The 12,765-nt window shown below is 67.7% G+C and carries 12 protein-coding genes; 2 read left to right on the plus strand and 10 right to left on the minus strand.

The features are described from left to right. From BMZ45_RS21510 to BMZ45_RS04270, 5 genes are all read right to left on the minus strand, one after another. Positions 1-1,226: glycoside hydrolase family 99-like domain-containing protein (locus tag BMZ45_RS21510; RefSeq protein ID WP_175488912.1), on the minus strand; the 1,226-nt coding region annotated here is incomplete at its 3' end. Between the two features lie 2 nt (positions 1,227-1,228). Next, positions 1,229-2,278, minus strand: coding sequence for a class I SAM-dependent methyltransferase (locus BMZ45_RS04255; RefSeq protein ID WP_254776524.1), 1,050 nt, complete (start codon positions 2,276-2,278; stop codon positions 1,229-1,231). Positions 2,279-2,477: 199 nt separating this feature from the next. Beyond that, positions 2,478-3,953 carry an ABC transporter ATP-binding protein gene (locus tag BMZ45_RS04260; protein WP_091632796.1) on the minus strand — a complete coding sequence of 492 codons (1,476 nt, stop codon included), beginning with the start codon at positions 3,951-3,953 and terminating at the stop codon, positions 2,478-2,480. Beyond that, entirely contained in the window at positions 3,943-4,794 is an 852-nt protein-coding gene (locus tag BMZ45_RS04265) for an ABC transporter permease (RefSeq protein ID WP_091632800.1), read from the minus strand. Before BMZ45_RS04265 ends, BMZ45_RS04260 begins: the two co-directional genes overlap by 11 nt. After that, positions 4,791-5,972: a cystathionine gamma-synthase gene (locus tag BMZ45_RS04270; protein WP_091632803.1), complete on the minus strand. Its 1,182-nt coding sequence runs from the start codon at positions 5,970-5,972 to the stop codon at positions 4,791-4,793. Before BMZ45_RS04270 ends, BMZ45_RS04265 begins: the two co-directional genes overlap by 4 nt. A gap of 52 nt (positions 5,973-6,024) precedes the next feature. On the opposite strand from BMZ45_RS04270, the gene BMZ45_RS04275 reads away from it, so the two are divergent. Continuing rightward, on the plus strand, positions 6,025-7,041 hold the full coding sequence (locus BMZ45_RS04275; RefSeq protein ID WP_139215383.1) for a hypothetical protein: 1,017 nt from the start codon (positions 6,025-6,027) through the stop codon (positions 7,039-7,041). 10 nt (positions 7,042-7,051) lie between these two features. Here BMZ45_RS04275 and BMZ45_RS04280 read toward each other — a convergent pair whose 3' ends face one another. The 5 genes from BMZ45_RS04280 to BMZ45_RS04300 all read right to left on the minus strand — a co-directional run bounded on the left by BMZ45_RS04280 (position 7,052) and on the right by BMZ45_RS04300 (position 11,482). Beyond that, positions 7,052-7,996, minus strand: coding sequence for a 2OG-Fe(II) oxygenase family protein (locus BMZ45_RS04280; RefSeq protein WP_091632808.1), 945 nt, complete (start codon positions 7,994-7,996; stop codon positions 7,052-7,054). Next, positions 7,993-9,363: a pyridoxal-phosphate dependent enzyme gene (locus BMZ45_RS04285; protein WP_056178880.1), complete on the minus strand. Its 1,371-nt coding sequence runs from the start codon at positions 9,361-9,363 to the stop codon at positions 7,993-7,995. The genes BMZ45_RS04280 and BMZ45_RS04285 overlap by 4 nt, the downstream gene beginning before the upstream one ends. Before the next feature lie 286 nt (positions 9,364-9,649). Then, the gene (locus tag BMZ45_RS04290) at positions 9,650-9,868 is read right to left on the minus strand and encodes a YdcH family protein (protein ID WP_056178877.1); all 219 of its coding nucleotides are present in this window, start codon (positions 9,866-9,868) and stop codon (positions 9,650-9,652) included. A gap of 331 nt (positions 9,869-10,199) precedes the next feature. Next, complete coding sequence (locus BMZ45_RS04295; protein ID WP_091632811.1) at positions 10,200-11,090, minus strand: OmpA family protein; 891 nt, start codon at positions 11,088-11,090, stop codon at positions 10,200-10,202. Further along, entirely contained in the window at positions 11,087-11,482 is a 396-nt protein-coding gene (locus tag BMZ45_RS04300; RefSeq protein WP_091632814.1) for a DUF4398 domain-containing protein, read from the minus strand. The genes BMZ45_RS04295 and BMZ45_RS04300 overlap by 4 nt, the downstream gene beginning before the upstream one ends. 94 nt (positions 11,483-11,576) lie before the next feature. Here BMZ45_RS04300 and BMZ45_RS04305 point away from each other — a divergent pair, with 94 nt between their 5' ends. After that, entirely contained in the window at positions 11,577-12,689 is a 1,113-nt protein-coding gene (locus tag BMZ45_RS04305) for a PilT/PilU family type 4a pilus ATPase (protein WP_056178868.1), read from the plus strand. Positions 12,690-12,765: the final 76 nt, after the last annotated feature.

Here is a 12,765-nt window from a genome sequence, read left to right on the forward strand (position 1 = left end):
GCTTCGACAGCTTCGACAGCTTCGACAGCTTCGACAGCTTCGACAGCGATCGCATCATGCCCCACCTCGGCGTTCGGCGCATCGTCGGCGGCTTGGGGTTCGGGCTCGCGCGCTGCGGGCTGCAACGCAGCCAGGAACACGTCGCCGAAACCGGCCTCGCGGCAGGCCTGGCGCCAGCGCTCCGGAACGGCGCGATCGACCGGCGACGATTCCGGGCCGCGCACCACCACCAGCGGGCGCCCCGCTATGCGGATATAGCGCGGATCGGCCAGGTAAGGCGCCAGCTCGGCGACGAAGCGCGCGCCGTCGTCTTGGGTCGGCGTATCGGTATCGGTATCGGTATCGGTATCGGTATCGGTATCGGTATCGGTATCGGTATCGGTATCGGTATCGGTATCGGTATCGGTATTGGTATTGGTATTGGTATTGGTATTGGTATTGGTATTGGTATTGGTATCGGTATCGGCGTCGGCGTCGGCGTCGGCGTCGACAACTGCATCTGCATCGGCATCGGCATCGGCATCGGCATCGGCATCGGCAGGCATCGTGGCCGACCAGCACACACAGAACGGGAAATCGATCGTCGTATCGGCGACGTAACGCGACAAGGGGCTGCGATCGAGATCGCCGCTCAGCAGAAAGCAGAAACCGTGCAGGCCGTGCAGTCGCGCCAGTTCGACCTGACGCTGCATGACCGCACCCAATTGCGGATCGTAGAACCCCAGTTCGCCCGGCAGCCGGGGCTGCTCGTGGCCGACGAATCGGGGTACGGCGGCCGCGATATCGGCCCAGCCGCTGCGATCCTGGGACTGCGTCGCGGCATCGTGATCGGCGCCGGACGCGGTCCGGGGCAGGTACAGCGCGATCGCCTTGGCGCGCAACGCGACCGGGCCGGTGGCCGCCGGCGCGGCGACGAAGTCCAGACTGCGGCCCGAACGCGCCGAGGCCAGCACTTGGCGCACGTATCGCTGCTGCAACGCCAGGCGCTCGGACAGCCGCGCCAGTTCGCGCGGATCCACGCCCGGTACCGATACGCCGCCGGGGGAGCCCGCGCCAGCCTCAGGATCGTGCTCGTCCCAGCGCCGATAGGAACCGGTGCGCGATAACACCGGCGCCAGCCCCCGGAACACGAGCTGCTTCAGCGACAGCCGGGTCGACCACGACACCGGCAAGGCATGGTAGGCATCGCGCAGCGAGCGTCCGATCAGGGCCTTGAGCGAGCCCATGCCTACTTACCCTTGAACGCCGCCGACAGCCAGCGCACAGGCGCGGTCAACTTCCAGCTGCGCGAGCCCATGATCTGGCGGAAGCGCTCGTCCTGCGCCCGCATCTGCGCCTGGCATTCGTCCAGCGCCGTCTGCAGTGCGACCACGTCGGCGGCGGTGGACTGTGGCGCCGCCGCGATGCGCGCGCGTACCGTGTCGAGCTCGCCGCTCAGCTGCGCGATCTGGGCGCGCGCGGCAGCCAGTTCCATGTCGTTCTGACTGGCCTCCACTGTGCCGATCTGGGCCAACTGCTGCCTGGCCTGCTCCAACGCGCCATCGGCGCGCGCCTCGGCCTCGGCGATGCGCCGATCCGCGTAAATGCGGCTACCGAGCGCATCGAACAGACGCAGCACCGTCGCCTCGCTTTCGCTGCCGCGCAATGCGGCCAGATCGAGCAGGGATTGCGGCTGATCGGGACCAACCAGCAACACGCCCAGGCCGTGGGTGTGCTGGAACTCGAAGCCGGGATACTGCTGGACCAGCTCGCCCCACAGCTTCCAGACGCCGAAGTTGCGCTCGCGCACCATGGTGTCGTGGAACAGCACCACGCCGCGGCTGGACATCTTCGGCAGCCAGGTCTCGAAGTCCTGACGCACCGCTTCGTAGGTATGCAGGCCGTCGATGTGCAGCACATCGATGCTGCCTTCGGCGAAGTACTCCAGTGCCTCGTCGAACTTCATGCGCATCAGCGCCGAGAAGCCGCCGTACTGCTCCTGGTTGTATTGCCAAAGCGTCTTGAAGACTTCGTCGCCGTAGAACCCGGAATGCTCGTCGCCCGTCCACATGTCGACTGCGAAGCAACGCGTGTCCAGGGCGCAGTGGCGCACCGCCTGGCAGAAGCCCAGATACGAAGCGCCATGGTGGCTGCCCAGCTCGACGAGCATGCGCGGCTTGGCTTCTTCGACCAGCCAGAACGCGAACGGAATGTGGCCGATCCACGCGCTGGGCGGCACGCGCGCCGCCGGTAGCGACATGGCGGCATTGAGTTTCAACTGCGGCGTTCCGGCACTCATGCCTCAACCTCCGCTACGCGCGCAACGACGCGAACCATCGTCGCAAGGGAGTCGGCCAACCGAGACGTATGCATATGGGAACACGGACTCAATTTCTAACTCCGGAACTGGGGTTTGGGGGAGGGACAGGCTGCTCGGCATCGGCCAGGGGCGCTGGCGTCACATCGCCGGAAACCGTGAGCGAACGTCGGGTTTTCGATCAGGCCGAGGTCCCGTGGGCTTGCGGCGAGGCGACATGCGCGGGCGCGGCCGGGTCCGTAACGCTCAACTCGATCGCACGGAAGGGAATACCCACCAACCCGGTCGAACGGGTTTCCATCACGGACTCGAGCACCAAACCATCATAAACCCAGATCGCTTGAACGTGATTGAAATAGGTACCGTCCGCGAGCGCAGTGTCGACCGTGTATCGGCCCGGCGGCAGGTATGGCATGCGGAACTCGAATACCGCGCTCACCGTCTGTCCGGGCTGGACCGGCTTGGCGATATCGTGATCGCGGTAGGTGTTCACGCCGAACAACTGCTGGCCTAGACGGTCCTTCAAGAAGAAGCCGATGATGGGGCTGGCGATGTGGCGATGCGCTACCGCTTCGATGATCAGGCGCACGACCTGTCCGCCTTCCATCAGCAACAGCTTGCGGCCTTCGACACTCTCCAGGCGCATCGAGGTGATGCTGGCGCCGCCGTCGCCGAAGCCTTCGAGGTTCGGATCGAAACGGAACACGCGCATGCGGCTGTGATCGAGGCTGGGGTCGAACCCCTCGGCATCCGTCTCGGCAGGGGCCAGCGATTTGTCCCTCGTCGCATCCATTACGCCGGCATCGTCGGTGTGCTCGCGCTCCAGCGGCTCCGCCGCTGGCTTCGGCAGCACTTCAGGACGATGGCCGTACACGCTCGCGCTGTAGGCTTCGCAAACTTCCTTGGCCGGCCCATCCATCACGACACGGCCGCCGTCCAGCCACAGAACGCGGTCGCACAGATTGGTCACTGCGCCGGCGTCGTGACTGACGAAGAGCACGGTGCCGCGCTTCTGGAAGTCGCGCAGGAAGCGCATGCACTTCTGTCCGAAGAACACGTCGCCGACCGACAGAGCCTCGTCGATGATCAGGATCTCGGCATCGGCATGCGCGATCACGGCAAAGGCCAGGCGCACGTACATGCCGCTGGAGTAGGTCTTCACCGGCTGGTCGATGAAATCGCCGATGTCGGCGAAGGCGACGATGTCGTCGTACTTGCTGGCGATCTCGTCCTGGCTCATGCCCAGGATCGCGCCGTTCATGTAGACGTTCTCGCGACCGGTGAATTCGGGGTTGAACCCGCTGCCCAGCTCGAGCAGGGCGCCCACGCGACCGGAAATGGCGGCGGTGCCGCTGGTCGGCGACAAGGTGCCGCACACGATCTGCAACAACGTGGATTTGCCCGAACCGTTGCGCCCTACGATGCCGACGGTTTCGCCGCGCGCGACCGTCATGGACACGCCGCTCAACGCCCAGAACTCGCGGAAATAGGTGCGCGGCTTGAGGCCCGCCATACGGTCCAGGCGCGGCAGCAGAGCCTGCTTGAGGCGATCCTGCGGACGCTCGTAGATCTGGTAGCACTTGCTGACGTCCGATACCACGATCGCCCGGTCCGCGGGCGTCGCATCGGTCGGCTGGGGGAAGGCGTCAGAGGACATCGGCGAACCCCCGGCGCGACTTCTGGAACCACCAGTAACCGAACGCCATGAACACCAGCGCGAACGCGTAGTAGCGGATCAGCAGCGACGGATCCGGAGCGACCTCGGTGAACAAGGCCGCGCGACTTTGCTCGATGGCGATCGTGATGGGATTGGCATAGACCCAACCGCGGTACTTTTCCGGCAACGACGCGATCGGATAGAACACCGGCGCGAGGAACATCAATACCGTCGACACCACGCCGGTCATCTGGCCGATATCGCGGATGAAGACGCCCAGCGAGGCGAGCAGCCAGGAAATCCCCAACGCGAACAGCACCAACGGCAGCAGGATCACCGGCAGCCACAGCGTGGTCAGCGGAATCGAACCCTCCAGCAGGAGCTTGGCCACCAGCAGGATGGTCAGGCTGGCCAGCGCATGAAACACCGCCGAACCCATCAGGCTCCAGCCCAGCGTTTCCAACGGAAACACGACCTTTTTCACGTAGTTCGCGTTGCCGACGATCAAACTGGGCGCCTTGATCAGGGCCTCGGCGATCAAGCCATGCGCGATGACGCCGATGAACAGCAGCAACGCGAAGCGCGCCTTGCCCTGGCCGGCGAGCGAACCGGGCCACTTGGCCTCGAACACCACGGAGAACACGAAGGTGTAGACGGCCAGCATCAGCACCGGATACAGGAACGACCAGGCCACGCCCATGATCGAGCCGCGATAGCGCCCCAGCACGTCGCGCCGGATCAGCTGCGCGATCAGGCGGCGCTCGCGCCAGAACCCCAGGAACAGGCTGCGCGGTCCCGCTGGCGGCGGGAGGTGCGAGTTGATCAACTGGCCATGACTCATTGCGCCAGCGCACCTTCGAGTTCGGCGCGCAGATCCGCCAGATCCTCCACACCCACGCTCAGACGCACCAGGTTGTCGGCGATGCCGAGCGCCGCGCGGCGGTCGGGCGGGATCGAGGCGTGGGTCATCACGGCCGGGTGGTTGATCAGGCTTTCCACGCCGCCCAGCGATTCGGCGATCGCGAACAGTTCGCAGCGCTCCATCATCCGACGCGCGCCGTCCATGCCGCCCTTGACCAGGATGCTGACCATGCCGCCGAAGCCGTGCATCTGGCGCTTGGCCAGTTCGTGCTGCGGGTGCGAGCTCAGGCCGGGGTAGATCACCTTCTCCACCGACGGGTGCGACTGCAGCCATTCGGCCAGCGCCTGCGCGTTCTCGCAGTGCGCCTTCATGCGCAGGTGCAGGGTCTTCAGGCCGCGCAGGGCGAGGAAGCTGTCGAACGGGCCCTGCACGCCGCCGATGGCGTTCTGCAGGAAGGTCATCTGCTCGGCGATGCCGGCGTCGTCGCCGACCACCACCATGCCGCCGACGATGTCGGAGTGGCCATTGAGGTACTTGGTCGCCGAGTGCATGACCAGGTGCGCGCCCAGTTCGAGCGGACGCTGCAGGATCGGCGAGCTGAAGGTGTTGTCGACCACCACGATCAGGCCGCGCTTGCGCGCGATCTCGGCGATGCGGGCCACGTCCACCAGCTTCAGCAGCGGGTTGGTCGGGGTTTCGATCCAGACCAGCTTGGTTTCGGGGCGGATCGCGGCCTCGAAGGCGGCGATGTCGCTGAGGTCGACCCAGCTGAAGTCCAGGCCGGCCGAGCGCCGGCGCACGCGTTCGAACAGGCGGTAGGTACCGCCGTAGACGTCGTCCATCGCGATCACATGGCTGCCGGAATCCAGCAGTTCCAGGATCGTCGAGGTCGCGGCCAGGCCGGAGGCGAAGGCGTAGCCGTGGCTGCCGCCCTCCAGGCCGGCGACGCAGCGCTCATAGGCGAAGCGGGTCGGGTTGTGGCTGCGCGAGTACTCGAAGCCCTGGTGCACGCCCGGGCTGCTCTGGGCGTAGGTCGAGGTCGCATAAATCGGCGTCATCACCGCGCCCGTGGTCGGGTCGGGGGACTGGCCTGCGTGGATCGCGAGGGTGCCCAGTCCGGGCTTGTGCGCCCCGCCATCCGGCTTTCGTTCAGTCATTGCGTTCTTCCGCTTCGGCTAGCATGCGCAAACGCGAATTCTACCATCGCCCATGAGTCCGACCCGGCGCCTGCCACCCGACTTCAGTCACAGTGCAGCCTATCCATTGTTCGCCTTCGACGCGGCAGCGGGACGCGGCTGGGTGCTGCATTTCGAGCCCGCCGACTACCGCCGCGCGAGCTTCCTGGACCAGCGCGCCCTGCACCATCGCGACATCCGCGGCTGGGAGCTGTCGCTGACCGAAATCGAGGCCGCGCTGGCGCCGCCGCCGACCCCGGCGCCCCTGCACTGGATTTTCCATATAGGACATTGCGGCTCCAGTCTGGTCAGCCGCTTGCTCGATACGCTGGAACCGGTGCTGGGCCTGCGCGAGCCCCTGCCCCTGCTGAGCCTGGCCCAGGCCCCGGACGACCCAGCCACGCAGGCCTGGCAGGGCCCGGTGCTGCGCCTGCTGAACCGGCGTTTCGACGACAGCCAAGTCGTGCTGATCAAGCCGACCAGCGCCGTGACCAGCTTGGCGGGACGCCTGCTGGCGCAGGCGCCCGGGCGCGCCTGCCTGCTCTGGATCGACCTGCGCAGCTGGCTGGCGACCATGCTGCGCGAGGACGGCCTGCGCGACGGCAGCCTGGCCGGCGAGGCCCTGCGCCTGGCCGAGTTCGGCCCCGCCGGCCTGCCCGCGGCCACCGGCGACGGCGCCCGCCTGGCCCGCCTGTGGCTGGCCGAACAACTGCGCTGGCGCCGCTTGCGCGCGGATCCGGCCATGGCCGCTCGCCTGATCGACCTGGATTTCGCGGCCGTGCTGGCCGATCCGGCCGCGCGCACCGCCGAGCTGGCCGCGCACTACGGCCTGGCCGTGCCCGCGGACTGGGCCGCGCGGATCGCGGCCTCGGGCCTGCTCGACCGCTACGCCAAGGATCACCGCCAGGCCTACGATGCCGCCGCGCGCGAACGCGAGCTGGCGGCGGCGGCGCGCGCGCACGCGGCGCAGATCGAGGCCGGCCTGGCCTGGGCGGACGGCGCGCTGACCGGCCTGGATGCAGACGGCTTGCGGCCGCGACTGGGTCTGTGAGCGCGAGCGCTCAGGCCAGGAACGTGGTCATCGCATAGCGCGTGCCGCTGCGCACCGGCAGCACCTCGTGCAGCAGCGAACACGAGAACACCAGCGCCGAGCCGGTCGCCGGCGAGAACAGGTGCGGGCCGAATTCGGGATAGCGGAACTCGCCGCCGCCGTAGGCGCCGGCGTTGAGGTTCACCGACAGGGCGAAGCGCCGGTAGGCGACGTCGGGCGTTTCATTGTCGCGGTGGGCGCGGAAGTAGCCCGCGTCCTGCGGATAGGCCAGCAGCTTGAACGGATCGCGCCGCGCCACGTTGAACTGGTAGACGCGCGCGATCTCGGGCAGCGCGCGGCGCAGCAGGCGTTCGTGCATGCGCGCTTCCAGGGCCGGATCGCGCGGAAAACTCTCGCGGCGCTGCTTGACGGCGGGATCGAGCTGGAACCGCTGTTCGCCGTCCTCCAGCACCACCACGCCGGACGCGTCGCCGCCGCCGCAGTCGACATCGAGATGACGGATCAGTTCGGCGCACAACTCGGCTTCGAACACATCGGGAATCTGCAGCACCGGCGCGATGCGCCAGGTCTGCGCCGGCGTCAGCGCGCGCTCGCCCGCGGCCGGCATCGGCGGCGCGGCGGCCGGCAGCGCGTTCGCGGCCTGCAGGCGCAGGTTGTCGTCGGTCAGCCACAAGCGGTTCGCGCCCAGCCCCGCCAGCCAGCGCGGATCGGTCGCGTACGCCTGCCAGCCCGCCGGCGGATTCGGATACGCGACCGCGCCCAGGCACAACCCGCGCACGCCCGCCGGCGGCGCCGGCAGGGCCGCGACCGCGGTTTCGTCGGCAGGGGTGGCCAGCCACAGCGGCGCGCCGGCGAACTCGGCGTGCAGGGTCTGGGCCTGCCCGGCGCCGTCGCGCAGCAACACATCGGGCAGGCGGTCGCCCGGCAGCCAGCGTTCGGCCGCCGCCGCGGTCACTGCACGCGCCGCCGCAGGAAGTTGAGCAGGTCGATGCGGGTGATCAGGCCCAGGAAGCGCTCGCCGTCCATGACGATGGCGACGTGGCCGCGGTCGAACACCGGCAGCAGCGATTCGATCGGATCGGACACCGGGATCTTGTCGAGCTTGCTGACCATCGCGGTCGAAACCGGGTCGCGGAAGCGCGATTCGTCGCCGTACACGTGCAACAGCACGTCGCTCTCGTCGACGATGCCGACGATGTGCTCGCCGTCCATCACCGGCAGCTGCGAGACGTCGTACAGCTTCATGCGCTGGTAGGCGGTGACCAGCAGATCGTTGGGGCCCACCACCACCGTGTCGCGCTGCGAATACGGGCGCAGGATCAGGTCGCGCAGGTCGCCGTGGCTTTCGCGCTGGATGAAGCCGTTGTCCAGCATCCAGTAGTCGTTGTACATCTTCGACAGGTACTTGTTGCCGGTGTCGCACACGAACACCAGCACGCGCTTGGGCTGGGTCTGTTCGCGGCAGTACTTCAACGCCGCGGCCAGCAGGGTGCCGGTGGAGGAGCCGCCGAGAATGCCTTCCTTCTCCAGCAGCTCGCGCGCGGTCAGGAAGCTTTCCTTGTCGCTGATCGCGTAGGCCTGCTTGACCCGGGTGAAGTCGGAGATCGGCGGCAGGAAATCCTCGCCGATGCCCTCGACCATCCAGCTCGCCGACTTGTCCGAGAGCGTGCCGCGGTTGATGTATTCCTCGAGGATGGAACCGACCGGATCGGCCAGCACCAGCTCGGTGTTGGGCGACAGCTTGGCGAAAGCGCGCGACAGGCCGGTCATGGTGCCCGAGCTGCCGCAGCCGAACACGATCGCGTCGAGCTGGCCGCCCATCTGCTCGAGGATTTCCGGCGCGGTGCCGAACTCGTGCGCGGCCGGATTGTCGGGGTTGCCGAACTGGTTGATGAAGTAGGCGCCGGGGGTTTCGCGCGCGATGCGCTCGGCCAGGTCCTGGTAGTAGTCGGGATGGCCCTTGGCCACGTCCGAACGGGTCAGCACCACCTGCGCGCCCATGGCCTTGAGGTTGAAGATCTTCTCGCGGCTCATCTTGTCGGGCACCACCAGCAGCAGCTTGTAGCCCTTCTGCTGCGCGACCAGGGCCAGGCCGATGCCGGTGTTGCCGGCGGTGCCTTCGACCAGGGTGTCGCCGGGCTTGATCTTGCCGGCCTTCTCCGCCGCTTCGATCATCGACAGGCCGATGCGGTCCTTGATCGAACCGCCGGGGTTCTGCGATTCCAGCTTGAGATAGAGCTCGCACACGCCGGTGTCCAGGCGCTGGGCTTTGACGATCGGGGTCTGACCGATCAGTTCGAGTACGGATTGATGGATGGCCATGCGGTTACGCGGCTTCTGCGAGGCCGCGTTCGGCGCGGCGGGACCCGGCCATTCTAGCGGGGCGCCGCGCGTCGCGGCCGCGCGCGCGAGCGATCGTCGGAACCCGCAAGCGCGACCGGGCGCACGCCCACGACAACCGTGCGACGCGCGATCGGGCCGCGCTTATCCGCGGGCCGGGCCAGAAAACGAGTCGGGAGTACGGGCCGGCGATGGTCACGGCCCATCCGGTAGCCGCGGGCGGTGGCGGCCGACGAGGATGGCCGCCACCGCCCGCGCTGAAGAAGATTCAGTGAGGCTGGGTGTCGTACAACTGGGTCAATCGGTCTTTCGCCGCCAGCTTCTCGCGCTTCATCTGCGCCAGGGTGACGTCGTCGATCGGCAGCACGCCGAGCTCCGCGTCCATCACCTTCTTGTCGAGCTCCTTATGGCGCTGGTAGAGCTGTTTGAACTCGGGGCTGCTCTTGATCAGGGCGTCGATTTCGGGCTGCGGTCGTTCTTCGAACATGAAAGCCTCCTTCAGCAGAAAAGCAAACGCCCCGGCCTAATGACCAGGGCGTCGCGGGGGGTCCGTGAGGGGCGCCAGGCGGGGCGCGGGGCCGGCCTCATACAGGCCGGCCACCGACTTGCTTGCGGTGGCGGGTTCCTGCAGATGGTGGGCTTGCGTCATCGGCCTGGCTCTTCGCCAAGCGGAAATCCGGCCGCTTGGGTATTCGACCCTACTCCTCCTTTTCGGGGTCGGCAAGGCCGACGGTCGCATTCGCCGGGATCGGCATCGGATCCGCGCCAAGGCGGTGCCATTGGCGCGGACACAGGTCACAAATAACTGATTATTAAGATTATTTGTCCGCGACCACAACGTCGACGCGATCGCCCTTGCCGCTGCGGCCGCTACTTTGGATCTTGCTCTTGGGCACGCCGCCGGCGACCAGGGCATCGCGTATCGCGTCGGCGCGGCGCTGGGCCAGCTTGGCGTCGCCGGCCTGGGCCTCGACCTTGACCGACGCCGAAGGGCCGGCCTGGACGTAGGCCGCCAGGGTCCGCACCTGCCCGGCCGCGGCGCCGCCCAGGGCGGACTTGCCGGCACCGAAGGCATCGCGGTTCAAGGCGAACACTTCGCCGCGCGCCTCGCGCTTGGACGCCGGCAGTTTGCCGCCGGCCATCAGCTCGGCCTCCTGCCGCGCCAACGCCGCTTCGCGCTCGCGCGCGGCGTTGAGCTTGGCGGTCTGGGCGTCGCCGACCGTGGCCAGGGCCGCGTCGGCGTCCTGGATCGCGAGCGCGTCGGCGGCGGCCTGGGCGCGCAGGCGCTCGGCCTCCTCGGCCTGCATCTGCGCCTGCAGGCGCAGGCGCTCGGCTTCGGCACGCGCGCGTTCGGCGTCGCGGCGGCTGGCCTCGACCAGCAGATCGCTGCGCTCGCGGTCGAGGCGGTCGACCTCGCGCTGCGCGGCCTGGCTGCGCGCCGCGATCTCGGCGATCTGGACCCGGCGCTCGGCCACGTAGAAAGCGCCGTCGCGGTCGCGGCGGCTGGCCTCGGCCAGGACCTGCACGGCCTGGCGCGCCTGCAGGCGTTCGTAGGCGCCGAAGCCGTTGAGGCCGGGGTCGGCGTCGACCGCGGTCAGGCGCCGCGACAGCCGCGCCACGTCGGGGTCCTCGGCGGCGTACGCGGCCGGCATTGCGGCGGCCAGCGCGGTCGCCAGCAGGGTGCAGCTGAGCAGATGGCGCAGGCTCATCGGTCGTCTCCGGTCTGCAGGCGGCGGCGCAAGTCGGCGATCTCGGCGCGGCGCTGGGCCAGCTCGGCGTTGATCACCGCGTCGCGGCTCTTGGCGGTGGCGAGGTCGCCGTCGGCGGCGGCGGCCGCGGCCAGGCGACGGGCGTCGTCCTCGCGGCCGCGCGACATCGCGCCCTGGGCCTGGCCCAGCGCATTGCGCGCGGCGGCCAGGTCCTGCGGCGCGTACTGGTCGGCATCGGCGCCGTCGGCGCGCGTGACCGCCTGCTGGGCGGCGGCCAGCTCCGCGGTCGGCGGCGGCAGCGAGGCGCATGCGCTCAGCGCGGAAGCGAGAACTAGTGCCAGCGCCACGGTGCGCATCTGTGAGAAGCTGATTCGTGCGAAGCTTGCGTTCATAGGGGATGCCGTTGCGTAAGGAGTGCGCTCGGCCATTGTCGGAAGCCGGCGGCGTGCTTGCAACGGTACGTAGTCGTTAACAAGGGGTGTGTGCATGGACATCGGCTATTTCCTGAAGCTGATGACGGAAAAGAACGCGTCGGACATGTTCCTGACCACCGGGGCGCCGGTTTATATCAAGGTCGAGGGCAGACTGTACCCGCTTGGCAACACCGGGTTGCCCCCGGGCATGGTCAAGAAGATCGCCTATTCGCTGATGGACGAGGGCCAAGTACCGCAGTTCGAGCGCGACCTGGAGCTGAACATGGCTCTGGCGCTGCCCGACGCGGGCCGGTTCCGCATCAACGTGTTCAAGCAGCGCGGCGAAGTCGGCATGGTGATCCGCGCCATCCGCAGCATCATTCCCAGCATCGAAGAACTGCAGCTGCCGCAGGTGCTCAAGGAGATCATCATGGCCCCGCGCGGCCTGGTGCTCATCGTGGGCAGTACCGGCTCCGGCAAGTCGACGACGCTGGCGTCGATGATCGACCACCGCAACAGCAATACTTCGGGCCACATCCTCACCATCGAGGATCCGATCGAGTATCTGCACAAGCACAAGAAGTCGATCGTCAACCAGCGCGAAGTCGGCCTGGACACCCACGCTTTCCACAACGCGCTCAAGAACGCGATGCGAGAAGCGCCGGACGTGATCCTGATCGGCGAAATCCTGGACGCGACCACGATGGAGGCGGCGATCGCCTTCGCCGAAACCGGTCACCTGTGCCTGGCGACGCTGCACTCCAACAACGCCGACCAGACCCTGGAACGCATCCTCAACTTCTTCAACGAGTCGGCGCACAAGAACGTGCTGATGAACCTGGCCTTGAACCTCAAGGCGGTGGTGTCGCAGCGCCTGGTGGTCGGTACCGACGGCCGCCGTCTGCCCGCCGCCGAGATCCTGATCAACACCCCGCACGTGCGCGACCTGATGCGCCGTGGCCAGGTGCACGAGATCAAGCAGGCGATGGAAGAGTCGCTGGAAGAAGGCATGGAGTCGTTCGACCAGTGCCTGTTCCGCCTCTACAAGGAAGGCCGAATCGAGATGGAGGAGGCGCTCAAGGCGGCCGACTCGCGCGACGGCCTGGCGCTCAAGTTCCGCCTCTCCGAGGGCGGCGCCGAGCACGATCCTTACGCGGACATGTACGACGCCAACGCCGCGCATTGAGCGCGGCGTCACGCAACGCACAAGGCCGGCCATCGCGAGATGGCCGGCTTTTTTCTTAGGCGTAGCGGACGCCAGA

Source organism: Lysobacter sp. cf310 (assembly GCF_900114355.1).
Taxonomy (GTDB): Bacteria; Pseudomonadota; Gammaproteobacteria; order Xanthomonadales; family Xanthomonadaceae; genus Lysobacter.

What these genes read in the sequence shown, in the direction of transcription:
- BMZ45_RS04265 (WP_091632800.1), bottom strand. Translation starts at nt 4,794, where the DNA reads ATGAGTCATGGCCAGTTGATCAACTCGCACCTCCCGCCGCCAGCGGGA.
- BMZ45_RS04295 (WP_091632811.1), bottom strand. Translation starts at nt 11,090, where the DNA reads ATGAGCCTGCGCCATCTGCTCAGCTGCACCCTGCTGGCGACCGCGCTG.
- BMZ45_RS04255 (WP_254776524.1), bottom strand. Translation starts at nt 2,278, where the DNA reads ATGAGTGCCGGAACGCCGCAGTTGAAACTCAATGCCGCCATGTCGCTA.
- BMZ45_RS04285 (WP_056178880.1), bottom strand. Translation starts at nt 9,363, where the DNA reads ATGGCCATCCATCAATCCGTACTCGAACTGATCGGTCAGACCCCGATC.
- BMZ45_RS04305 (WP_056178868.1), top strand. Translation starts at nt 11,577, where the DNA reads ATGGACATCGGCTATTTCCTGAAGCTGATGACGGAAAAGAACGCGTCG.
- BMZ45_RS04260 (WP_091632796.1), bottom strand. Translation starts at nt 3,953, where the DNA reads ATGTCCTCTGACGCCTTCCCCCAGCCGACCGATGCGACGCCCGCGGAC.
- BMZ45_RS04290 (WP_056178877.1), bottom strand. Translation starts at nt 9,868, where the DNA reads ATGTTCGAAGAACGACCGCAGCCCGAAATCGACGCCCTGATCAAGAGC.
- BMZ45_RS04275 (WP_139215383.1), top strand. Translation starts at nt 6,025, where the DNA reads ATGAGTCCGACCCGGCGCCTGCCACCCGACTTCAGTCACAGTGCAGCC.
- BMZ45_RS04300 (WP_091632814.1), bottom strand. Translation starts at nt 11,482, where the DNA reads ATGAACGCAAGCTTCGCACGAATCAGCTTCTCACAGATGCGCACCGTG.
- BMZ45_RS04270 (WP_091632803.1), bottom strand. Translation starts at nt 5,972, where the DNA reads ATGACTGAACGAAAGCCGGATGGCGGGGCGCACAAGCCCGGACTGGGC.